Source organism: Lentzea sp. NEAU-D7, from assembly GCF_026242055.1.
GTDB lineage: Bacteria > Actinomycetota > Actinomycetes > Mycobacteriales > Pseudonocardiaceae > Lentzea.
The window spans coordinates 16,686-42,281 of sequence record NZ_JAPJDL010000032.1; the positions used below are offsets into that span (position 1 = coordinate 16,686).

Genomic DNA, 25,596 nt, shown 5'->3' on the forward strand with positions numbered 1-25,596 from the left:
GACGGCCCCGATCGCGGTGATCGGGGCCGTCGCGCTCAGCTGGTGTCGCCTACGTCGAACGTCTCGCAACCGGAGATGCGGATGAGGACCCGCCCGTCCGCGCTCACCGCCTCCTCGACGTTCGCGTCGTCGACGTGGATGAGCCGGATGCCGTCCGGGTGGGACTTGCTCACCGTCGCGTCGCTTCCGGTCGTGAAGAACTCGATGCGGTCGATGAAGCGCGGCACCGCGACCAGGTGGACGCCGTTGCCGTCGGTGCGCAGCAACCGGGTCCGGGCCAGCGCGTCCAGCATCACTGTGGGAACCGGCGGGTTCTCCAGGAGTGCGTGGTCGGCCTCGGTACCGGCCTGGACCAGCACCCAGACGGAACTGGTGCCGTCCGGGCCCTCCCTGCCGTCGGTGCTCGCGCGGTAGACCCCGCGCAGGACCACCGCGCTGTCCTCGCGGTAGTACGGGTCCTCCGACAGCCGGTCGGTCACGACGCTGCGTGCGGGCGGGGGAACCGGGAGCGAGCCCAGCACCACGTCGCACGCGAAGTGCTCGCGGTCCGCGCGCAGCACCCGGCCACGCCGGTCCACCACGTCGCTGGTGATCCGGACGTGCACGCGGTCCGGGCCGTCGAGCCGCGCGGTCACCCGGTAGGGGTTGCCCGGCCCGGCCTTCGGCGCGACGAACGCCGAGAACCGCAGGTTCTCCAGGGTGCGGACGGGCGAGCCCGGGATCACCGCCGTCGCCGCCTCGGCCGCGATGGTGGCAAGTCCGGTGCCGTGCATGGTCGGTTTGCCGTTCACCGTGTGGTCGACCAGGAAACCCGCGGTGCGCTCACCGAGGTCCAGCAACCACTGGGTGGCGGCGCGCGTGATGCGGTGCGGGGTGCCGAGCATCCACCGGGTGCGTTCCGGCACCGGGTGCACGAAGCCGGGGAACTGCTCGCCGAACGTCGCGCGTTCCTTCGCGTTGAGGAACGCCACCAGCGGCTGGGCGACCGAGGGCGTGCTCAGCTCGGTGGCCAGGTGCCGGACACCCTCCGCCGGGGCGAGCGGAGCCATGATCCCCGCCCGTTCGTTGTTGCCCTGCATCAGCTCCGATCCGCCCATGCCGATCTCCGCCCAGATCGGCCAGATCAGCGTGCGCTCGTCCGCGCCGCGGACCAGCGCCGCCTGGCGGGCCGCGCCGTGGAGGAAGTCGTTGCCGGGCGCGTAGTCGGTCTCGCCGGGCAGTCCGACGAGGCCGGCCACCGAGCCGAAGTTGCACCACTGGGCGGGCTGGGCGGTGCCGAACGCGGCCTTGAGGTTGCGGTAGCCGTCGACCTTGACCCCGCGGACGTGCCGCAGCCCGTCGATCGTCAACCGCGAGATGTCGCCGCCGTTGTGCAGGCCGGCGCCGTGCACGAGCAGGTCGACGTCCGGGGTGACCTGCCGGATCGCCTCGACGGTCGAGCGGACGGCCTCGGCGTCGGTGAGGTCGCAGGTGAGGTAGTCGACCGCGTCCTCACCGCAGAGCGCACGCAGTTCCCGCAGGTTCCGTTGCGACTCGCGGGCGTTGAGCAGGCGGTCGAACCGGGCCATGACCTCTCGCACCGTGGCACCGGGGGTGCGGGCGCGTTCGGCCTGGAGGAAGGCCGCCCGCAGGCCGGGAAGCTGCTCGGCGCCGGCGTCCAGCAGCTCGTCCGGTACGTCCTGCAGCCGGGACGACCCCAGCAGCCACAACCGCAGCGGCGTGCGCGCGGCCAGTTCCTTGGCGCAGGCGGCGGTGATCCCCCGCGCGCCGCCGGTGACCACGACCACCGATCCCGGTCGCAGCGGCGACACGTTCGAGCTCAGGTCGAGCGGCGCGGGCACCAGCTTGGTGCGCAACCGCACACCGTCGTGGTGCAGCACCGCCGGATAGCCGCGGTACCCGGCCAGCTCCCGGTTCAGGGTCTCCCAGCCGCCGGCCTCCGAGCTGATCACCACGGCCAGCCGCGCGCCGCGGAGGTCCCAGGCGAGGCTGCTCACGATGCCGGTGAACAGGCCGGTGGAGGAGTGCGGGACACCGCTGCGCAGCTCGTCGACGAGGTGCACGCCGAGCGAGCCACCGGCGTCGATCCGGTCGCGGCACGACTTCGCCGCGAGGAACAGCGCTTCGTGTGCGCGGAGGGTTCCCTCCGGAACGGCTTCGCCGGGCGCCGACCCACCGGTGGAGGCGAAGAGGCGGACGTGGCTGAACCGGCCCGCGCCCGTCGCGGCGTCGGGGAACTGGGCTTCGACCGGTGCGCTTTCGTCCAGCACGCGGACGTGTGCACCGGACTCCCGCACCCGTGCGGGTACCGATTCCTCGCATCCGGGCTGCACCACGACGAGCCAGTCCGACCCGGGAGCGGTGGTCCACTCGGCGTCGGGAGCCGGTTCTTCGACGTAGGTGCAGACATAGCGCTCGTTGCGCGGCGCAGGCCGGGTGGCCCGGTGCGGTGTCAGGACGATCCCCGGCGCCGAAGGGCCGCCGGCGACCACGCGGGGGGTCTCGCGCAGCCGGGCGAGCTCGCCGATGAGGTCGCACGCGCCATTGGCGCCGAGGTAGTCCACCGGCCGTGGGGCTCGGGCTTCGGCACCCCCGGTGGCGACCGAGATCTCGCAGAGCACGGGCCACCTCGCGGCCGCCGCGGTGCTCTCCCGCGCCAGGGCGAACAGGAAGGCCCCTTCGCCGAGAGGACCGCGACCGAGCAGAGCACGCAGTTCGTCGGTGCTGTTGCCGTTGAGGCTGAGCACGAGCGCCAGGTCCAGCGTTCCGCCGCGGAGGTGCCGCACCGCCGTCTGGAGCGCGTGCGCGGTGGCGTCCGGTCCGGCGTCGGCGAGCTGCACCGCGCCGTTGAGGTTGTGGCGGTTGGCGATGCGCGACGCGATGACGTTGCCCATCAGACCGGGCTGGGTGTCCGGAGTGAACTCCGGGGTTCCCGCCCGCACCGCGCGGCCAGCGGCTCGTGCGGCCTCCGCGTACTCGTCCGGATCGAGCTCGCCCGGTGTCACGGCGAGCAGGTCGTCGGCGTAGCAGCGCAGCGCCGACTGGTACCAGGACAGGGTCGGCCCGTAGTGCGCGGCGACGACACCGGTGGTCTCCTCGCGCCCCTCCCACAGGTGCCCGTGCTCGGCCAGGAAGCGCTCGGCCACGTCCAACGCCATCAGCTGGGTGCGGTCGACGGCGTCCGACACCGCGGCGGGAAGCCTGCTCACCTTCCACTCCGGCGCCGGGTAGGGCAGGGGGAAGCCGGTGTCGTCAGCGGGAGCTCGCCCGTCGCCCAGGCGCGCCGCCACTTCGGCCGAGGCCGGTGCGCCCGGCAGGTGGGCACTCCACGCGACCAGGACGATCCGGTCGTCCATCGCGGGCCGCCGTGCGGCGGGCACAGACTCGCCAGGACCTGGCTCGTCGCGGAGCAACAGGTGGCCGTTGGTCCCGCCGAAACCGAATCCGGAGACGCCGACCAGGCGCGGTCCGGCGGGCAAAGGCGTGTCCCGCATGGGAACGGTGATGTGCTCCGCGGTCGCCGCCGCACCGGGCTGTGGCCGCTGGGCGGGGACAACGTCGTGGCGCAGGGCGAGCAGCGCGTGGATCACCGACACCGCGCCCGCGGCCCACCCCGTGTGCCCGATCAGGGACTTGTTGCTGGTGCACAGCACTTCCCGGCCGGCCGCCGACTCGTTCAGCGCGGCGAGCTCGACCTCGTCACCGGCTCGGGTGCCGGTGCCGTGCCCGACCACCCAGACGGGGTGGCGCTCCCGTCCGTGCCCGGCGCGTGCGATCGCCAGTTCCTGCCCGCGGCGGTTGGGAGCGGCGATGGCCTTGCCGCGGCCGTCGGCCGCGGCGCCGAACCCCGCCAGCACGCCGAGCACCTGCTGGCCGTCGCGCCGGGCGTCAGCCAGCCGGCGCAGTGCCACCACCGCCGCGCCGTCGGAGAAGAGCGTGCCGTCCGCGGAACCGTCGAACGCGTTGACCGCGCCCCGGTGGCTGAGGCCGCCGAGCTTGCTGAACAGCACGTTGAACCGCGGGGTGACCATGAAGTAGCCGCCGCACAGCGCCAGGTCGGTGCTGCCTTCCCGCAGTGCCGCCACGCCCAGGTCGATGGCGTAGAGCGACGAGGAGCACGCGGTGTCCACGACGGTGACGGGCGTGGTGTCCGGCAGCAGGCCGCGCACCGCGTTGCGCACGACCCCGTCCGGCAGGTGGTCCTCGGGGCTGCCCGCGGCCAGCCGGTAGCGCTCCCGCAGCACCGGGCGCAGCCGTTCCGCGTCCGGGCCCGACGGCGAGGGCCAGTTCTCGGCGAGCAGGCGGGCGTACCCCTCGACGACCATGGCCTGCTCGAAGTGCTGGTCACCGTCGGAACAGGCGCCGATGAAGAGCGACGAACGGGAGGACGGCCCGTCCGGCAACGCCTGCTCCAGAGCGTGACGCAGCCAGGACGACGACAGGCTGGCGTCGGGAGCGACGTCCTCATGCCGTCCCATCCGGACAAAGCCCGCGGTGCGCGCGTACGTGCGATCGCGATCGCCCGGATCGCCGGCCCAGAAGGTGTCCTGCGGATAGCGGTCCCCCGGCTCGCTGAATGCGGGCTCGCCGGTGCGCAGCAGTTCCCAGAACTGCTCGGGCGACTCCGCGCCGGGGACGACCAGCCCCATGCCGACGACGGCGATGGCGCCGTCGTCCTCCGCACGGTCAGGGGTGTTCCCGGCCGCGCGGCCGGAGGTGCGGACGGGCACGCTGTTGGACGCGCGTACGGGCGCGCTGCCGGAAGCAGCTTCGGAAACGCGGTCAGGGGCATTCGCGGACGCACTGTCCACCGGCACACCGGGCCCGGCGAGCGCAGCGGCCGGGCGAGCGGCATCGCCCCACGTGCCCCCGGCGCGGATCAGCGCGCCTCCCAGGCGGATCCCGCCGTCGTTGACGACGTTCTCCCCCGTCATCCAGGACGCCTCCGGCGACGCGAGGAAGGCCACGAGCTTCGCGTGCTCCTCCACGGTGCCCAGCCGGCCGAGCGGGGTGCCCGCGACCGTCGCCTCCAGCACCTCTTCGCTGCGCGGGAACAGCTCCACGGTCTTGCTGACCAGCATGCCGGCGGAAGCCATGTTCACGCGGATGCCGTGCGGACCGAACTCCACGGCGAGGTACTTCGTCAGCTGCTCCAGGGCGCCCTTGCACACGGCGACGCAGCTGTAGTTGTCGATGACGACGCTGGTGCCGATCGACCCCAGGTTCACGATCGCGCCGCCGCGTTCCTTCATGAGCGGGAACGCGGCACGACAGCAACGGCGGGGACCGTGGACGTTCGTGTCGATCGCCCTCTCCCAGTCGCGGTCGGTGAGCACGTGGCCGGGCTCGAAGACGCCGCGCGCGGCGTTGTTGACCAGCACGTCGAGCCGGCCGTGCCGACGCGCGACCTCGGCGAACATCTCCTCGACCGCGTCCTGCTTGGCCACGCTCGCCCGCAGGTGCTCCGCGGAGCCGCCTTCCGCGAGGATGTCCGCGACGGTCTGCCGCGCCGCATCGATGTCGTGGAACCAGTTCACGATCACATGGCCACCGCCGCGAGCCAGTTCTCGCGCGATGGCCCGGCCCTGTCCCTTGGACCCTCCCGTCACCAGGCAGATGCGGTCGGCGAAAGCGCCTGCACGGGGACTGTTCACGCCCTCACCCGCCCGGCGCCGAGCTCGGTGAGCAGACCGGCGATCGACTCCAGGGTGGTGTAGTCGGTGATCCGGATGTCGGCCTCGGGGAGGTCGTACTTCTGCCGAGCCCGCTGGAGCAGCTCGGTCTGCCGGATGGAGTCGATGCCGAGGTCCGCCTCGAGCTCGATGTCGGCTTCGAACACCTCTTCCGGATAACCGACAGCCGAGGCGTACAGGGTGCGCAGCTCGTCCACCAGGCCTGTGACGTCCCCGGCGCCGGAAGGCGGGGGTTCGACGGGCACGGGCTCGGTCGTGCGAGCGGGAGCGGCGGGAGCCACGGCCTGCTCGACCTGCGGTGCGGTCGGCCGTGCCTGCTCGACCGAGGGCACGTCCGTTCCCGGAATCGCGGCCGGCGACGCGGACGATCCGGCACTCACGACCGGTGGCGCGGCCGTCCAGGAGCTCGCCGCCGGCACCGCGTCCGCCCCGGCCTCCGTGCTGGAGAACGCGGCGAAGACGCCGCGCAGTTCGTCGAACGTCCGGCGCTGCCGCAACGGCGCCGCGGTCCGCACTCCGGGCAGGTTCGCGTTCACGAGGTCGGTCAGGGCGGCGCGGGCACCGCACTCGAGGAAGTGGGTGAACCCGTCACCCCGCACCGACACCAGCGCCGACAGGAAGCCGACCTCCCGTTCGAGGTGGCTGGTCAGGATCTCGCGGCCGTCCTGCTCCGTGTCGACGTGACGGCCCAGCACGGGCGAGTACATCGGCACCCTCGGGGCGCGCACCCGGACCCCGGCCACGTCGGCTTCGAACAGCCGGTTCGCCTCCCCCAGCAGCCGGTTGTGGAACGGGTAAGGTACGCGCAGACGGGTCGCCTCGATCCCGAGCAGGCCCGCCAGCGCCGTCAGCCGGTCCAATGACTCGTGCGGGCCCGACACCACGACCTGGTCGTAGCCGTTGTGGGCCGCGACCGCGAGACCGCGGTCGGCCAGGGAGCCGACGACGGCGTCCGCCCGCTGCCGTCCGACGCGCAACGCGACCATTCCTCCCTCGGTGTCGCTCGCGGCGCGCAGCGCGCGGTCCCTGGCGATCACCAGCCTCACCCCGTCCGCCAGGTCCAGGGCTCCCGCCGCGGTCAACGCCGCGAACTCACCAAAGCTGTGGCCGATCACCAGACCCGGTGTGACGCCGGCGAGCTCGCGGGCGAGGTCGAGGACGGCCAGTTCGGTGGCGAAGATGGCCAGGCTCAGGGCAGGAACGTCACTGGCCAGCAGGGTGTCCAGCGGCGGCGCGTCCGCGCCCTCCAGCAGACCGGAGATCGTGGGTCCGCCGTACCGGAGCGAAAGTGCGTCCACCTGTCCGACAACGGCCGGCAGTGCACGGCCGGCGCACACGCGGGAAAGGCAACCGGGCAGGTACCCACCCTGCCCTGGGAACAGGAACACCGGCTCGGCGGACGACGAATGAGACACGATGATGATCCTCACGATGGAGCGGAAAACGGGTTTCAGAGCACCGGGGGAAGGCGAGGGCCAGCTCCGGGAGAAGCCGGGACATCGCTTGGCCGACAGAATGTCAGTCGTGTGCGCACCGCCACGACCACGCGTTCCGAACAGCGGATCGCACCCGTTCGCGCGGTCGGCGCCAAACTATTCTCCCCGGCAACCAGTGCCGTTGCAGGCGAGAACACGGACGGAGGTCCCGACGACCGGTGCGCATCTGCCGAAAACCAGTGACCACTGTCACCGATGTTTTCTCGGCATCTCCGGCGGCCCGTGCGACCGCCACCCGGCACCGCGCTCCTTCTCGACCATCCTCCCAACAGGACGAAATCGAGATTAAACAGCTTCGCGGCGATCGGACTGCGGAAGTCCGCAGTCCGATCGCCGTCACCCGGAAGGCCACAGCGCCCAGGGCGGGAGTATGACCGCTCACCAGCGATGACGGTGCCACCACGCGCTCATACGGGATCGAACGACCAGCTCAGCTCGTTGCGGGAGAGTGACGCACATCAACGATCACCGATCAGGACAACTGCGGTTGTCCACGGCGTGAACCTGCCGACTCACTGATCCGCCCATCCGATCGGGACACCACGGGAAAGCCGCGGAGGGATGTTCCGCCACTCGACAATCGCGCCCACAACCATTCGAACGGGCCCGTACGAATGCGTCGGGCGGGGTCGTCCCCGTGACAAATGAGGTCAATCCCAAGGGCTGCACATCCAGTGCGGCTTTCTCCGCCCGTCCAGGTGCACCCAGGTCGTTCTCACCTGGAGATTCGGTTGCGATTCTCACCTGGAGATTCGGTTGCGAAAAGTATTCACGACACACGGAGGATCAAGAACTTGACTGACTGGGTACTCGTGCCGTGGAATCGGCAGCAAGCCGACGCGGACCGATTTGAAACAAAGACCACCCGATTGGCTTAGTTGACAACTACGGAGCGCACAAATGGTCGCCGACGCACACCAGCACTCGGGCAGCGGTGCCGTCCTCGTTGGTCGCGGTGCGGAGTGGGAACGCATCGTCGAGGCCCTCGAATCGGCGAAACGAGCGACCCCGTCGACACTCTTGGTCGAGGGCACGCCCGGGATCGGCAAGACCGCCCTGCTGGACGTGGCGTGCGAGCTCGCCCACGAGCGCGGGTTCGTGGTCTGCCGGGCGAAGGCCTCGCTGATGGAGCAGGAAATGCCCTTCGCCGTGGCCCAGCAGCTCTTCGAACGGCTCCTGCCCGGTCAGGACGGTGAAGCCGCACCTGACTGGTACGACCTCGTCTCCCGGCACCTCACCGCCGATGCGGTCGAGGACAGCGAGTTCCAGTCCCACCGCTCGATACGGGACCTCTACCGCTTCACGATGGAGTCCGCCCAGCGCGCACCGCTGTTCCTGGCCATCGACGACGTGCAGTGGTCGGACGTGCAGTCGTTGCGCTGGCTGAACTACCTCGTGCACCGCGTCGTCAAGCTCCCGGTCGTGATCCTCGTGACGCGCACCCCCGGGATCCTGGCGACCGACCCCCTGCTGATCGCGGAGCTGGAGATCTACTCCGAACGGATGAAGCTCGCGTTCTTCACCTCGTCCGACGTCGCGCAGCTCACCGAGCGGATGCTCGGGCGGACACCGGACGAGAAGTTCACCCAGGCCTTCGTCGACGCCACCGGTGGCTGTCCCACGGTGACGCGGCACATCTTGGGCGTGATGCGGGAACGGTCGGTGCCGCCGGAGGCGGACGTCGCGAACGACCTGCTGCGCCCCGAATGCGAGAAGCTCGGTCAGTCGCTGCTCGCACGGCTCAACCGCCAGTCGCCCGAGCTCGTCGACCTCGCCAAGGTGGTCGCGGTCGTGGAGCCGTCCGACTTGGCCCTGCTGGCCGCGGTCATGGACATCAACGACGGCGAGGCGACCCAGCGGGCGAGGCAGCTCGAAGGAATGGGGGTGCTCACACCGGACGGCGAGCTGGCGTTCGCGCATCCGGTGATCAAGAACACGATCTGGAGCGCGATCGGCTACCGGGAGCGCGAGGAGCTGCACGCCAGGACCGCGAGGTTCCTGCACCACACGCGGGCACCCGCGTTGGCCGTGGCACGCCACGTCCTGCACACGCCGTCCCCGTCGGGTGCCTGGGCGGTCGAGGCGCTGCGCACCGCCGCCGGCACCGTGATCGCCGAGGGCGACGCCCGCTTCGGCGCGCGGCTGCTGGCCAGGGCTCTCGACGAGGACCTCTCCGCCGCGCAGAGGCAGGACCTGCTGCTGCGGCTCGGTCTGGCCGAGACGTTCTTCGACCCGCGCATGGCGGCGGTCCACCTGGAGGAGGGGATGATCGGGCTGGACGATCCCCAGGAGGCCCTCGCGGCTGCCTGCCGGCTCACGGAGATCCTCTACTTCGAGGGTGCCTACGACAGCGCCAGCGAGGTGCTGCACCGGGTCATGAGCGAGATCGAACCGAAGTTCCCCGCGGCCGTCGAGGTGGTGCGCCTGCAGGAACGCATCACCGTGCCCGCACCCGCCCCGGAGGCGGGGCAGGTGGACTTCCGCCAGTTCGACGAGCGGCAGTGGCGCCGCGGTGACGAGCTCGGCCGCAGGCTGGCGGGGCTGATCGCCGAAGACACCAGCAACCGGGGCGAGGAGCTGGCCCTGTGCCGCAAGGCGGCGCTCGCGGCCCTGTCCGGAGGTGCGACCTCGGTGCTGCAGCACCCCCAGCGGATATTCGGAGTGCTCAACGCATTGCTGCGCGCCGACGAGACGGAGCTCGTGCTGCGCCACTGCGACGAGATCCTGTTCGAGGCTCATCGGCAGGAGCTGTCGTTGATCACCCTGATCGGTCACTCGCTGCGGTCGCGGGCACACCACCACCAGGGGTCGTTCACCGAAGCCGCCGCAGACGCGGAGCTCGCGTTGTCCTCCGCACGGACGGCGAAACTGCCCTCGGACCACTTGGGACACGTCTACGCCACCGACGCCTGGGTTCGCGCTCAGCTGGCGCTGGGCGAGCTCGATGCCGTGCGGGACGCGCTCGCGCCCTTCGACAGGTCCGAGAACCTGCCGCGAACCTGGCACCACACCGCACTTCTGCACGCCAGGGGCGCGGCGCGCATGGAATTCGGCGACACCGAGGGGGCGCTGGCCGACCAGCTCGAATGCGGTGAACGGTTCCAGTCCTGGGGCAGGCCCAACCCGGCGGTGCGCCCTTGGCGGTCCTTCGCGGCGCTGGCCCACCTGCGACTCGGACAACCGAAGCCCGCACTCGACCTGGCGTTGCAGGAGCTGACGCTGGCACGGGGGTGGGGCGCACCGACCGCCATCGGCCGTGCGCTGCTGACCGTGGGCATCGCGACCGGCGGCACCGCCGCCACCCCGTGGCTCACCGAGGCCGACTCGGTCCTGCGCCGGTCACCCGCGCGCATGCTGCACGCGCAGGTACTGCTGGAACTCGCCGCCACGAGGTGGGAGAAGGGACAGCACGACACCGCCCGGCACCACCTCGCGGAAGCACAGGAGCTCGGCCGGCAGTGCGGCGTCGAAGTGGAGCCGGATCGACGGCTCGCCGGCCTGACCCCCTCCACCGCGCCGCACACACCGGTCCCGCACCACCCCGCACCGACCAACGCCGCGCCACCCGCCGCCCGGCTCACCGCACTCGCGCTCACGCCGCACGAGCTCCGCGTCGCCACGCTGGTCCTCGAAGGCAACTCCAACGACGAGATCGCTCACAGGCTCACCGTCTCGCGACGCACCGTCGAATTCCACCTGACCAACATCTACCGCAAGCTCGGTGTGCGCCGGCGCACCCAGCTGTCCTCCGCGCTCGCGGGCCTCGTCCCCCGCACCTGACCCTGGAAAGCAGGCACATCGAACACTGCACCACCACAACGGTTCTCCGGCGTTCAGAAGACCTCGCCGCACAGCCGGCGTCGCACGAGAGCCGCGACGGTCTCCCACTGGCCCACCGGGAAGAAGTGTCCCCCTGGTAGTTCATGCATGGCGAAGGTCCCCGTGGTGTGCCGCGTCCACTCGCTCGCGGCCGGCACGGGCACGAGCGGATCGTCGGTGCCGGCCAGTGCGGTGATCGGTGCGGTGATCAGCGCGGCGGGTGCGCACCGGTAGGTCTCGATCGCCCGGTAGTCGTTGCGCACCACCGGAACCACCATCGCGCGGAGCTCCGCGTCACGCAGGACACCCGGTGGGACGCCGCCCAGCGACTCGATCACCGTGATCAGGTCGTCGTCGGACATGAGGTGCACGCCCGCGTTGCGCAGCAGGTGTGGTGCCGAACGGCCGGACACGAACAGGTGTGGCACGGGCACGGAGGCCGCCTGCAGCCGGCGCGCCACCTCGAAGGCCACCACGGCACCCATGCTGTGCCCGAAGAGCGACACGGGCCGGCTCGTGTCCAGAGCGGCGACCACCTCGTCCGCCAGCACGTGCAGGTCACCGATCGGCTGCTCGTGAAGGCGGTCCAGGCGGCCCGGGTACTGGATCGAGGACACCCGGACGTCCCCGGCGAGGTGCGCGCTGAGCCGGGCGAACCACCCGGCGGAGCCGCCCGCGTACGGGAAGCAGACCAGGTGCGGAGCTTCCTCGGAGGTGGTGTGGAACTTCCTCGACCAGCGGTCGCCCTGGACGATGTTCGCCATGCTCTTCCTCTTCCGGTCGTGCTGCTGGGGCGTCGACGCCGTGGCCGGCGCGAGTCGGCGGGGCCCGGACCGCGCGGTGGCGGGCCGGGCACCGGTCAGCCGCCGAGCAGGCGGTCCAGGTCGTCCTCGGGGGTCAGGTAGCTGCCGGACAACGCATCGGCCTCGCCCGACACCAGCTTCACGAGCATCTCCGAGGAGACCTCCGGCTCGGTGAACCGGCCGCTGTCGCGCTGGTCCGCCATCCACGCGCCCACACCGTCGAGGTGGCGGTCACCGGTCTGGCCGGCTTCCAGCTGCCTGCGGGTCAGCCCGAGGTCGACCAGCCCGGGGTGGTAGCTGAGCACCGACACCCCGGTACCCGCCAGCTCCGGCGCGAGGTTCTCGCCGAGCTTGATCGCGGCGGCCTTGGACACCGAGTAGCCGGAGACGTGGGGCCAGCGGTGCTTGCCGGCCGAGCTCACGATGTTGATCACCCGTCCGCGGCCGCGCTCCACCATGCCCGGCAGCACCGCCCGGCAGGCGCGCGCGGTTCCACGCACGTTCACCTCCATCGCCTGCCACCAGTGGTCCTCGTCCACCTCCCACAGGGGTCCGGCCGGACCGCCGACACCGGCGTTGTTGATCAGCACGTCGACCGCGCCGAACTCCTGCTCCGCCCGCTCGACGGCGCGGGTCAGCGCCGTGCCGTCGGTGACGTCGGCCACCAGTGCGAGCGCCGGTCCGCCGATGGCGTCGGCCAGCTCGTCGAGTGCGGCCTGGTCGCGTCCGGTCAGGACGAGGTTCGCCCCGGCGTCGGCCAGCTCGCGGGCGAAGAGCTGCCCGAGACCACCGGTCGCGCCGGTCAGCAGCACCGTCGTCCCGGCCAGCGAAGGCCTCCCCACGTCGAGCGGTCGCTCCGCCTCCTGTTCGCCGCCGAGCTGGATCCGCAGGTACTTCGCGAGGGCGCTCGGCGTCGAGTGGTCGAAGATCGCCGTCGGCGGCACCGACTGCCCGGTGGCCTTCTCGATGCGGTTGCGCAGCTCCAGCACCGTCAGCGAGTCGAACCCGATCTCGAAGAAACCGCGGTCCGCCTCCACCTCGCCGGCGCTCCCGAACCCGAGCACCTGAGCCACCAGCCCGCGGACCAGGTCGCGCAGGAGGGCCTCCTGAGCGCCTTCGTCCTTGCCCGCCAGCTCGGCCGCGATGGACGGCACCGGCGCGGTCTGCGCCACCGGGCGCGGCTTCACGTGCCCGCGCAGCAGCGGGGTCAGCGGCGCCGACTCGCTGTCGGCGAGCTGACGGGTGTCGAGCGCGATCGGGGCGAGCATCGGCTCCTTCGAGCGCAAGGCGGTGTCGAAGGCGGCCAGTGCGTCCTCTGTGGACAGAGGAGTGATCCCGAGCCGGACGAGCCGGCGCAGGTCCGCCTCGTCGAGGTGCCCGGACAGCTCGCTGCGTTCGGCCCACAGCCCCCACGCCAGGGACAGCGCGTGCCGGCCGGCGTTGTGCCTGCGCCGTGCGATGGCGTCGATGCAGGCGTTGGCGGCGGCGTAGTTGGCCTGCCCGGCCGTGCCCCACCAGGCCGCGGCCGAGGAGCAGACGACGAACCAGGTGAGTCCGGAGTCCCTCGTCAGCTCGTCGAGGTGCGTCACGGCGTCCACCTTGGCCGGGAGAACGGCCTCCAGGGCCTCGGCGGTCAGCGACTGGACAGTCGCGTCCCGCGAGGTGCCGGCGGCGTGGATGACACCGGCCAGCGGCCGGTCCGCCGGGATCCGCGCGAGAACCCCGGCCAGCTGGTCGCGGTCCGCCGCGTCGCAGGCCTCCACCGTGACGGACGCGCCGAGCTCGCGCAGTTCGGCGGACAGCCGGGCCATGCCGGGCGCGTCCGCACCGCGGCGGCTCAGCAGGACCACGTCCCGGACCCCGTGCTCGCGCACGGCGTGCCGGGTCAACGCGGACCCGACCACTCCACCCGCACCGGTGACCAGCAACGAACCGCCACGCCACTCGGGAGCGGAAGGCCCGGCGGGTCCGGCACCGGCCAGCCTCGGCACGCGGACCTGTCCGCCGCGCACCGCGAGCTGCGGCTCGTCCCCGCCGACCAGGTCACGCCACGCCTTGTCCGACGCGGCGCTGCCGTCGAGGTCGATCAGCTGGAGCAGGCCGGGGTGCTCGGTCTGCGCGGAGCGCACCAGGCCCCACACCGCCGCCGCGACCGGGTCGCCGTCCACCGCGCCGCGGGTGAGCACGACCAGTCGCGCACCGGGGTCGTGGTCCTGCGCCACCCAGGAGCGCACCGCCGTCAGCGACACGTCCAGCGCGGTCCTGACCCGCTGCGGTAGCGGCAGCGCGGGGTCGCCGTTGTCGACGGTCAGCGTGAGGTGCCCGGTTCCCCGCGCCCCGGACAGCTCCTCCGGCGCCGTCCACTCGATGCGGAACAGGGTTTCCGGTGCCTGTGCGGCACCGATCGCCCGCACCTGCTCACGCACCACCGGTCGCGCGACGAGAGCGTCCGCTGACAGGACCGGCATGCCCACGTCGTCCCAGGCGACGACGCCGAACGAGTCCTGCCCCTGGTTCCGCAGGCGAACCCGCAGGAACGCGGCACCGCGTTCGTGCACCTGCACCCCCGTCCACGAGAACGGCAGGCGCAGCGCGTCGGCCGCCAACGGGTGCAGCGCCGCATCCAGCAGCGCGGGGTGCACCAGGTAGTCGCCGGGCTCGTCCTGCACTGCCGCGGGCAGCGCCACCTCGGCGAAGACATCGTCGCCACGGCGCCACGCCCTGCGGACGCCCCGGAACTCGGGCCCGTAGCCCAGACCGTCCTCGGCGAGGCGGGGGTAGAGCCCGTCGACGTCGACCGGCTCCGCGTTCGCGGGCGGCCACTCGGTCAGGCTCTCCCCCGCGCCGGGCGCGGCAGGAGCGAGACGGCCGGTGGCATGTGCGGTCCACGGCGCGTCGGCCGAGTGCCGCGAGTGCAGCGTGAGGGCACGGCTGCCGTCGTCCTGCGGAGCGGACACCTCCACCTGGACGTCCAGGGTTCCTTCGGCGGGCAGCACCACCGCTGCCTGGAAGAGGAGCTCCGCCACCCTCGGGCAGCCGACCTGGTCGCCGGCCGCGGCGGCCATCTCCAGCAGGGCCGTGCCGGGGACGACGGCGGCACCGCCGACGCGGTGGGCGGCGGCCCAGGACGGGCGTGCGGCCGACAACCGTCCGGTGAGGACGGTGGCGCCGCTGCCGGCCAGGGACATCGACGCGGTCAGCAACGGGTGCCCGACCGCATCGAGGCCGGTGCCGGCGACGCCGCCGGTGGCGAGCGGGGTGTCGAGCCAGTAGCGCTGCCGTTGGAAGGCGTAGGTCGGCAACTCCACGTGCGGCCACGCGACCTCGCCCAGCACGGCGGACCAGTCGACGGAGATGCCGCGCACGAACAACTTCGCGATGGTGTCCAGCAGCGCACGCGGTTCCGGACGGTCCTTGCGCAGCACCGGCAACGCCGTGGCCGACGTGGACAGACCCGCCGTCGCCATCGCCGAGAGCACGCCATCGGGGCCCAGCTCCACGAAGGTGCTGACGCCACCGGCCTCCAGCGTGCGCACGGCGTCGTGGAACCGGACGGACTCGCGCACGTGCCGGACCCAGTACTCCGCGGTGGTGAAGTCGCCCGCGCCGGCGGCCCGCCCGGTCAGGGTGGACACCACCGGGATGCGCGGCTCCGAGAACTCGAGGCGGGACACGACGTCCCGGAACTCCTCCAGCATCGGACCCATCAGCGGAGAGTGGAACGCGTGGCTCACCCGCAGGGCCTTCGCGCGGTGACCCCGCGACCGCAGCTCCTCGGTGATCGCCCGCACTCCGGCGGCGGTACCGGACAGGACTGTGGCCCTGGGCCCGTTGACCGCGGCGATCGCCACCTCGTGCTCGTGTCCGGCTAGAAGCTCGGCCACCTCGGCGGCGGTCGCTTCCACGGCGACCATGACGCCGCCTTCTGGCAGCGCACCCATCAGCCTGCCGCGGGCGGCGACCAGCGTCGCGGCGTCGCTCAGCGACAGAATGCCGGCCACGTGGGCCGCGGCGATCTCGCCGATGGAGTGCCCGGCCACGCGGTCCGGTCGCACCCCCCAGGCTTCGAGGAGGCGGAACAGGGCCACCTCGAGTGCGAACAGCGCGGGCTGCGCGTGCTCGGTCCGGTCCAGGCCGTCGCCGGTGAAGACCAGGTCGCGCAGGCTGGTGCCGAGCAGCGGGTCGAGCACCTCGGCCGCGTCGTCGAACGCGGCCGCGAAGGCCGGGAACGCCTCGTGCAGCTCGCGTCCCATGCCGGCGCGCTGGCTGCCCTGACCGGCGAACAGGAAGGCGGTCTCCCCCGTGTGCCTCTCGGTTGTGACGACCAGGTTCGGCGCGTCGTCGCCGTGTGCCGCGGCGGTGAGGCCCGCCAGCAACGAGTCGCGGTCGCCACCGAGGACGACGGCACGCCGGTCGAACCGCGACCGGCCCGCGAGAGCAGCCGCGACGGCGCCGTCGGCGTGGCAAGGCTCCCGGTCGAGGAAACCGGCCAGCTTCGCCGCCTGCGCCCGCAGCGCCTCCGGGGTCTTGGCGCTGAGCACCCACGGCGTGATCGCCCCCGCACGCGGATCAGGCGCCGGGACGGCTTCGGCTTCGGCGGGGCTTTCGAGGATCACGTGGGCGTTCGTGCCGCCGATGCCGAACGACGACACCGCGGCACGACGGGTGCCTTCCGGCCACGGCCGTGCCTCGGTCAACAGTTCCACCGAGCCGGAGTTCCAGTCCGCATGCGGCGAGGGCTCGGTGACGTGCAGGGTCTTCGGCAGGACGCCGTGCCGCATCGCCATGACCATCTTGATGATGCCGCCGACGCCCGCGGCGGCCTGCGTGTGGCCGGTGTTGGACTTCAGCGAGCCCAGCCACACCGGGCGGTCGCGGTTCCGGCCGTAGGTGTCGAGCACGGCCTGTGCCTCGATCGGGTCGCCAAGGGCGGTGCCCGTGCCGTGCGCCTCGACCACGTCGACGTCGGACGCGCAGAGCCGCGCGTCGGCCAGGGCCTGTTCGATGAGCTTGCGCTGGGCGGGCCCGCTCGGCGCGGTCAGGCTGTTGGAGGCGCCGTCGGAGTTGACCGCGCTGCCGCGGACGACGGCGAGCACGCGGTGCCCGTTGCGCCTGGCCTCGGACAGCCGTTCCACCACTAGCATGCCCGCGCCCTCGGACCAGCTGGTTCCGCTCGCGTCCGCCGAGAACGCCCGGCACCGGCCGTCGGCGGCGAGGGCGCGCTGACGGCTGAACTCGACGAAGGTGACCGGGGTGGACATCACGGACACACCGCCGACCAGAGCCATCGAGCACTCGTCGTTGCGCAGCGCCTGCGCGGCGAGGTGCAGGGCCACCAGGGAGGACGAGCACGCGGTGTCGACCGACATCGTCGGCCCCTGCAGACCGAGCACGTAGGAGATGCGGCCGGAGGCGACGCTGCCGTGGCTGCCGACGGTCAGCATCCCCTCCATGCCGTCCGGGATGGCGTGGACGTCCCGGACGCGGGTGGAGTAGTCGTGGAACATCACGCCGGCGTAGACGCCGGTGCGGGATCCCTTCAGCGACAACGGGTCGACGCCCGCGTTCTCCAGCGCCTCCCACGAGGTCTCCAGCAGCAGCCGCTGCTGCGGGTCGGTGGCCAGCGCCTCGCGGGGTGCGATGCCGAAGAACGCGGCGTCGAAATCCGCGGCGTCGTGCAGGAAGCCGCCCTGGCGGGTGTAGCTGGTGCCGCGGTGGGCGGGGTCGTCGTGGAAGAGGGAGTCGAGGTCCCAGCCGCGGTTGTCCGGGAACGCCGTGATCGCGTCGGTCCCGCCGGCCACCAGGTCCCACAGCTCCTGCGGCGAGCCGACCCCGCCGGGGTAGCGGGCCGCCATGCCGACGATCACGACCGGGTCGTCCTCCACCGCCTCCGGCTCGTCCTCCACCGCCTCCGGGTCGTCCTCCACCGCTTCGGGCTCGAGCTCCATCGTTCCGGGCTCGGGCTCCACCAGGTGGGTCACGGGCTCCACCGCTTCCGGCTCGGGCTCGACCACGTGGGTCACGGTGGTGTCCTTCCTGCTCGACAGTTCCTGCGCCAGGTGGTCGACCACGTCCAGCGGAGTGGGCCGGTCGAACACCAGGGTCGGGGACAGGCGCAGGCCGGTCGCCTCCTTGAGCCGGTTGCGCAGGTCCAGCGCGGTCAGCGAGTCCATTCCCAGCGCCGAGAACGGCTGCTCGGCCTGGTCGTCGCGCAGCCGGGCGTGGCCCAGCGCGGCCGCGGTGCTGACGAGCACCAGCCGGGTCAGCTCCGCCCGGAGCTCGTCGCCGGTCAGCTCTTCGAAGCCGGCGGACGGCTCCGGCGACGCCGCGACGGGCTCGGCCGCGACCGGCGTGCGGACGAGGTCGGCCAGCAGCGGCACGGGCCGACCGGTGACCGACCGGAGGTCCAGCCGCACGGGCGCCAGCACCGGTTCGGTCGAGCACAGCGCGCTGCCGAACGCCGCGACGGCATCCGGTGTGGACAGTGGCGCGATGCCGACCCCGGCCATGCGCTGGAGATCGGCGTCACCGAGGTGCCCGGAGAGGTCGCTGCGCTCCTCCCACAGCCCCCACGCCAACGCCAGCGCGGGGAACCCGGCGGCGGCGCGGTCGCGGACGATCGCGTCGATGCAGGCGTTCGCGGCGGCGTAGTTGGCCTGCCCCGCGGTACCCCACAACCCGGCGACCGAGGAGCAGATGACGAACCAGTCGAGGTCCCGTCCCCTGGTCAGCTCGTCCAGGTGGGTGACGGCGTCCACTTTGGACGCCAGGACGGCGTCGACGCCCTCGGCGGTGAGCGACTCGACGACCGTGTCGGCCACGGCTCCGGCCGCGTGGACGATGCCGCGCAGGTCCGGAACGCGCGTCAGCAGTCCTTCCACCTGCGCGCGGTCGCTCACGTCACAGGCCTCGACCGCGACCCGGACGCCGGTCGCCCGCAGCCGGTCGGCCAGCCGCGCGACACCGGCAGACCGCTCGCCACGACGGCTCACCAGGACGACGTCGCGAACCCCGCAGTTCGCCACGGCGTACAGCGTCAGTGCCGTACCGACGACGCCACCGGCACCGGTGACGAGCAGCGTCCCGCCGGCCCACCTGGTCTCCGAGGCGGGCGAGGTCACGGTGTGGCGCACGAGGCGTGGCACCAGCACGGCACCGTCCCGCACGGCGATCTGCGGTTCCGCCGCGCCGGCCAGGGACGGCACCAGCGCCTCGGATGCGGCGCGGCCGTCGGTCTCGATCAGCTGGAAGCGGCCGGGGTGCTCGGCCTGCGCCGAGCGCACGAGTCCCTGCACGGCGGCGCCGACCGGGTCGGACCCGGTGACGATGCTGAGGCAACCGCTCTGCGCACCGGTCAACCAGCCCTGCACGGTGGCCAGCGCCCAGGCCAGTCCGCCGCGCACCCGCTGCGGCAGCGGACCCGGCGGCTGGACCGGCAACCGCCGCGTGGTGCCCTGTGCGGTGGCCGTGACGGCGACCGGTCGCCACTCGACGCGGTACAGCGACTCGGCTGCCACGGCGTCGCGCAGCCTGACGTCGGACACCGGCCGCAGCACCACCGAGTCGGCGTCGACGACAGGGGTGCCCTCGGCGTCCCAGGCGGACAGCCGCACGGTGTCGGGGCCGAGGGCGGTCATCCGGGCCCGCAGCACCGACGCGCCGGTCGCGCGGAGGTGGACACCCGTCCAGGAGAACGGCAGCCGGGCTGTTCCGCCGTCCGGCAACAGCTCGCCGGCGGCCAGCGGTTGCAGGACGGCGTCGAGCAACGCGGGGTGCAGCAGGTGGTCGCCGTTCGTCGTCCCGGGCAGCCGGACCTCGGCGAAGAGTTCGCCGTCACCGCGCCACAGGCGCCGTACGCCCTGGAAGGCGGGGCCGTACCGCAGACTCCGCTCGGCCAGCCCGGGGTACAACGCGTCCAGCTCGACCGGTTCGCATCCGGCAGGCGGCCACGGCACCGCCGGGGACCCGGTACCGGTGGCACCGTCGACCTGGCCGGTGACGTGGGTGGTCCACTCCCCCCGGCCCGCGGCGCGCGACACGATCCGCAGGGCGCCGTCCGCCGAGACGCGGACCTGGACGTCGAGCGCGTCACCGGCGGGGACGACCACCGGCGTGGTCAGCAGCAGTTCGGCGACGCCGGGGCGGCCGACGTGCGCGCCGGCGCGGGCGGCGAGCTCGAGCAGTGCCGTGCCGGGAACGACCACCGCACCGCCGACCCGGTGGTCGGCGAGCCACGGCAGCGCGTTCTCGTCGAGCCGCCCGGTCAGGACCGTGGTGCCGTCGAGGGACAGCGCCGCCTTCAGCACCGGGTGCGTGACCGCGTCGAGTCCGGCGGAGGCGAGGTCCGAGGTCTTCGCGACCGTGCCGAGCCAGAACCGCTCTTGCTGGAACGCATAGGTGGGCAGTTCAGTGCGACGCGCGCCGGTCCCCGCGAAGAACGCGCGCCAGTCGACGGCGACACCGGCGGTGTGCAGCCGGGCCAGCGCGAGCACCAGCGCGTCGGTCTCCGCCCTGCCCTTCTCCAGGACGTTCAGGACGAGCTGGTCGGTGCCCGTCAGGCAGTCACGCGCCTCCTCCGCGAGCACGCCGTCCGGGCCGAGCTCGACGAAGCGGGTCACGCCTCGCTCGCGCAGGTGCCGCACGGCGTCGGGGAACAGCACCGCGTCGCGGACGTGCCGCGCCCAGTGCTGGGGCGAGCGGAGCTGCCCGGCCGTCGCGAGCGTGCCGGTCAGGGTCGACACCAGCGGGATCGCCGGTGCCGCGTAGGCGATTCGTTCGGTGGCGCGGCGGAACTCCTCCCACTCCCCGCCGGAGGTCAGCCGGCCGCGGGCGGCGATGAGCTCGGCCGCTCCGGTCAGGGTCAGCACACCGGCCACGTGCGCCGCCGTGATCTCACCGATCGAGTGGCCGCTTACGAAGTCCGGCTCGACACCCCACGACCGCACGAGGCGGTAGAGAGCGACCCCGAGGGCGAACAGCGCCGGCTCGGCGTGCTCCGGCCGGTCCAGCACCGCGGCGTCGTCGGCCCACATGATCTCGCGCAGCGGCTCGGCCAGGTACCGGTCGAGCTCATCGGCGACCTCGTCCAAGGCGGCGGCGAAGACCGGGTGGGCGTCGTACAGCTCCCGGCCCGTGCCGGGGTGCCGGGCGCCCAGGCCGCTGAACAGGAACGCCACCGGCTCGTCGGACCGGGCGTGGTCGCGGGCTCCGCGCCCTTCGCAGAGTTCGTGCAGCTCCGTCGCGTCCGTGGCGAGGACGGCGGCTCGGTGGTCGAAGTGGCCACGACCGGTGGCGAGGGTGAAGGCGACGTCGGCCGGATCGAGGTCCGGGTGACTGGCGAGGTGGTCGCGGAGTCTCCTGGCCTGTGCGGTCAGCGCCTGCGGCGTCTTGGCGCTCAGCAGGAACGGGACCTGCTGCTCCTGCCGCACGCGCTGTTCCGGCTCCGGCCCGTGCTCGAGGACGACGTGCGCGTTGGTGCCGCTGATGCCGAACGACGACACCGCCGCCCTGCGGGCGCCTTCCGGCCACGGTCGCGCCTCGGTCAGCAGCTCGACGGCACCGCCGGCCCAGTCGACGTGCGGTGAGGGCTCGGCGACGTGCAGGGTCTTCGGCAGGACGCCGTGCCGCATGGCCATGACCATCTTGATCACGCCCGCGACCCCGGCCGCGGCCTGGGTGTGGCCCAGGTTGGACTTGAGGGAGCCGAGCCACAGCGGGCGGTCGCGGTCCTGGCCGTAGGTGGCGATGATCGCCTCGGCCTCGATCGGGTCGCCCAGGGAGGTGCCCGTGCCGTGCGCCTCGACCGCGTCCACGTCGGACGCTGAGAGGCCGGCGTCGGCCAGCGCCTTGCGGATGACCCTCTGCTGCGAGGGTCCGTTCGGCGCGGTCAGGCCGTTGGAGGCGCCGTCCTGGTTCACCGCGGTGCCGCGGACGACAGCCTGAACGGTGTGGCCGTGGCGCAGCGCGTCGGACAGCCGCTCCACCACGAGCACGCCGACGCCCTCCGACCAGCCCGTGCCGTCCGCGGCGGCGGAGAACGCCTTGCAGCGGCCGTCCCGCGCGAGACCGCGCTGGCGGTTGAACTCGGCGAACATGCCGGGTGTGCTCATCACGGTCACGCCACCGGCGAGGGCGAGTGAGCAGTCCCCGCGCCGCAGCGCCTCGACGGCGAGGTTCAGCGCGACCAGCGACGAGGAGCACGCGGTGTCCACCGACAGGGCGGGGCCTTCGAGGCCGAGCACGTAGGCAATCCGGCCGGAGGTGACGCTGCCGGCGACACCGGTGAGGAGGTGACCGGCCACGAAGTCCGGGCTTTCGTGCAGCCGGGTGCCGTAGTCACCGGCCATCGCGCCGACGAAGACGCCGGAGTCGCCGCCGCGCAGCAGTTCCGGGTTGATCCCCGCCTGTTCGAGCGCCTCCCAGGAGACTTCGAGCAACAGCCGCTGCTGCGGGTCCATGGCGAGCGCTTCCCGCGGCGACACACCGAAGAACTCGGCGTCGAAGTCCGGGGCGTCGTGGAGGAACCCACCGGTGCGGGCGATCTCGGTCTCGTCGGAGAACAACGCGCGGAGGTCCCAGCCGCGGTCGGACGGGTACGGCCCGATCGCGTCGGACTCCGCGGTGACGAACCGCCACAGGTCCTCGGGCGAGCGGATGCCACCTGGGAACCGGCACCCCATGCCCACGATGACGATCGGGTCGTCCTCGGGCGTCACCTCGGGCTTCTCCTCGACCGCGGTGACCGGCTCCACAGCGACGGGGGTCTCCCAGGTGCCCGCGGGGAGGAGCCGGTCGATCTCCGCCGCGAGGGCCGCCGGGGTCGGGAAGTCGAACACGGCGCCGGCGGGCAGGCGCAGCGACGCGGCCGCGTTGATCCGGTTGCGCAGCTCGACGGCCATGACGGAGTCGAAACCCAGTCGCTTGAACGGTTCCCGCACACCAACCGCGTCCGCGGTCGTGCGCAGCACGGCGGCGGCATGGGCTCGGACGAGATCGATCCCGCGCAGCACCGGTCCCGTCCCGGCTGGCGTCCCGGTGGTGTCGCCGAACCAGAACCGCTGCCGCTGGAAGGGATAGGTCGGCAGGTCTGCGCCGCGAACCCGCGTGGGCGTCGACGGGACGACAGTGGACCAGTCGACGTCCACCCCGCCGGCGAAGGCCTGCGCGACCGAGGTGAGGAAGCGGCGGAAGTCCCCTTCGTTGCGGCGCAGTGAGCCGACGACGACCACGTCGTCGACGTCCGCGGCGGTCGCGGTGTCCTCGACGGCGCCGACGAGCACGGGGTGCGAGCTGGTTTCGACGAAGTGGCGGAAGCCCTGGGCCAGCAGCGCCTCGACGGCCTCGCCGAACCGGACGGGTGCTCGCAGGTTGTGCGCCCAGTACGCGGTGTCCAGCCGGTCCGTCCAGGCGCAGTCCGCGGTGGAGAAGAACGGGACGCTGCCCTGGCGCGGGCGGATTCCGGCGAGCGCCTCGACGATCCGCCGGCGGACGGAGTCGATCTGGGGGCTGTGCGAGGCGTAGTCCACGGCGATCAGCCGCACCCGGACGCCTTCCCGCTTCCACTGCTCCACCAGGTCGTCGACGGCGTCCCCGTCTCCGGAGACGACGGTCGAGCGCACGCTGTTGACCACCGCGACCTCGACGCCGGGATGACCTGCCAGGCGCCGGCGAACCTCGTCGGCGGGCAGCTCGACCGACGCCATCGCGCCGTGGCCCGCCAGCTCGGCGGCGATGATCTTGCTGCGCAGCGCCACGACGGTCGCGGCGTCGTCGAGGCCGAGCGCGCCGGAGACCACTGCGGCGGCGATCTCACCCTGGGAGTGTCCCAGCACGGCGGCGGGCCGGACGCCGGCCGACTCCCACAGCCGGGCCAGCGACACCATCACGGCCCAGGACGCCGGCTGCACCACGTCGACGCGGTGGAGGCCGTCGCCGGTGCGCAGGACCTCGGTCAAGGACCAGTTCACGTGCGGGGCCAGCGCCTTCTCGCAGGCGGCCACGGACTCCGCGAACACCTCGGAGACGTCGAGCAGGTCGCGACCCATCCCCGCCCACTGCGCGCCCTGGCCCGGGAAGACGAAGACCGGGCCGAGGTCCGCCTCCTCGCCGTGTCCCAGGACGACCCCCTGGCCGGGAACACCCCGTTCGATCCCGGCGAGACCGGAGTCGAGCTCGTCGGCGGTGGCGGCGAGCACGACGGCACGGTGGTCGAACACCGTGCGGCGGGTGAGCAGCGCCCAGGCCAGGCCGGCGTGGTCGAGTCCCCGGCCGCGCAGGTTCCCGGCCTGGGCGCGCAGCGCCTCGGGCGTCTTCGCGCTGAGCACGAACGGAAGGGTCGCCTCGGCGTGGTCCGGGGTCGCCTCGCCGTGCAGGGACCGGGGCGGTCCGGACAGGACGACGTGGCAGTTCGCCCCGCCCATGCCGAAGGAGCTGACCCCGGCCAGCCGGGGCTCGGCGCTCCAGTCCTCGGTCTCGGTCTGGACCCTGATGCCGAGCTCTTCGAACGCGATGGCGGGGTTCGGCTCGGCGAAGTTGAGGCTGGGGGTGAACTGTCCCCGGCTGATCGAGAGCACCGCCTTGAGCAGTCCCGCGATCCCGGCCGCCCCTTCGAGGTGACCGATGTTCGTCTTGACCGAGCCCACGCGCACCGCGTCGGCCGGAGCGCGACCGGCACCGAGCACCTGCCCCAGAGCCGAGGCCTCGACCGGGTCGCCCACCTTGGTGCCGGTGCCGTGCAGCTCGACGTACTGCACCTGCCGCGGGTCGACGTCCGCGGCGCGGTAGGCCGCGCGGAGCACCTCCGCCTGCGCGGTCGCATCCGGTGTGGTGAGACCGTCACTGGCGCCGTCGTTGTTGACCGCGCTGCCGCGGATCACACAGAGGACGTCGTCCTCGTCGGCCAGCGCCTTCGCGAGCGGCTTGAGGACGACGATCCCGCCGCCCTCACCGCGCACGTACCCGTTGGCGCGGGAGTCGAAGGTGTGGCAACGCCCGTCCGGGGAAAGCCCCCCGAACTTGGCGGCGCCGACGGTGCTCTCCGGCGCGAGGTTGAGGTGCACACCTCCGGCCAGTGCGAGCTCGCATTCCCCGGAGCGGACGCTTTGCGCGGCGAGGTGCACGGCGACGAGCGCGGACGACTGGGCGGAGTCGACGGTGAAGCTGGGACCGCGCAGCCCGAGGGTGTAGGAGATGCGGTTGGCGATGAGGGCGCGGCTGAGACCGGTGACCGTGTGGTGCCCGATCTCCTCGATGCCCCCGCGCTGTGCGAGCGTGGCGTAGTCCGATCCGAACGCGCCCATGAACACGCCGACGGCGTGCTCGTGCAGGGCTGCCGGGACGACGCCGGCGTTCTCCAGCGCCTCCCACGCCAGTTCCAGCGCGAGCCGCTGCTGCGGGTCCATGTCCACCGCTTCGCGCGGGGAGATGCCGAAGAACGCCGCATCGAACCGGTCGACCTCGTCGAGGTAGCCGCCCCAGCGCGAGTTCGCCCTGCCGGGCCGCGACAGGTCGGTGTCGTAGAGGGCGTTCGCGTCCCACCGCGCGGCCGGGGTCTCGGTGACGGCACTCGCCCCCGTTGCGAGCAGTTCCCAGAACGCGTCCGGGTTCGCCGCCCTCGGGAGGCGGCAGGACAGTCCGACGACGGCGACTCCGTCCGAGTCGGTGGCAGCAGGATGTTCGGGCGTGATCATGTGCGACTGGGTTCCTTCGACTGGCTGCGAGGACGTACGGGGGGAGTTGTCTCGCGGTATCGGGGGTCTGGCGTCGAACGCCGCGTGGACCGGGTCA

General features: G+C 72.7%; 5 protein-coding genes. 1 reads left to right on the forward strand and 4 read right to left on the reverse strand.

Annotation, left to right across the window (positions count from 1 at the left end; genetic code table 11):
• Positions 1–35 precede the first annotated feature (35 nt).
• Both ORI60_RS40890 and ORI60_RS40895 read right to left on the reverse strand, forming a co-directional pair.
• Positions 36–5,654, reverse strand: coding sequence for an SDR family oxidoreductase (locus tag ORI60_RS40890; protein ID WP_266043380.1), 5,619 nt, complete (start codon positions 5,652–5,654; stop codon positions 36–38).
• Positions 5,651–6,991, reverse strand: a complete 1,341-nt coding sequence (locus ORI60_RS40895; RefSeq protein ID WP_266043381.1) for an acyltransferase domain-containing protein — start codon at positions 6,989–6,991, stop codon at positions 5,651–5,653. Before ORI60_RS40895 ends, ORI60_RS40890 begins: the two co-directional genes overlap by 4 nt.
• A gap of 1,098 nt (positions 6,992–8,089) precedes the next feature.
• Between ORI60_RS40895 and ORI60_RS40900 the strand changes: the two genes are divergently transcribed.
• A complete protein-coding gene (locus ORI60_RS40900) occupies positions 8,090–10,969 on the forward strand; it encodes a BREX system ATP-binding domain-containing protein (RefSeq protein WP_266043382.1) in 2,880 nt (959 codons plus the stop codon).
• 53 nt (positions 10,970–11,022) lie between these two features.
• Here ORI60_RS40900 and ORI60_RS40905 read toward each other — a convergent pair whose 3' ends face one another.
• Positions 11,023–11,772 (reverse strand): thioesterase II family protein, encoded by a 750-nt coding sequence (locus tag ORI60_RS40905; RefSeq protein WP_266043383.1) that lies wholly within the window; start codon positions 11,770–11,772, stop codon positions 11,023–11,025.
• A gap of 95 nt (positions 11,773–11,867) precedes the next feature.
• The gene (locus ORI60_RS40910) at positions 11,868–25,499 is read right to left on the reverse strand and encodes a type I polyketide synthase (protein WP_266043384.1); all 13,632 of its coding nucleotides are present in this window, start codon (positions 25,497–25,499) and stop codon (positions 11,868–11,870) included.
• Positions 25,500–25,596 lie beyond the last annotated feature (97 nt).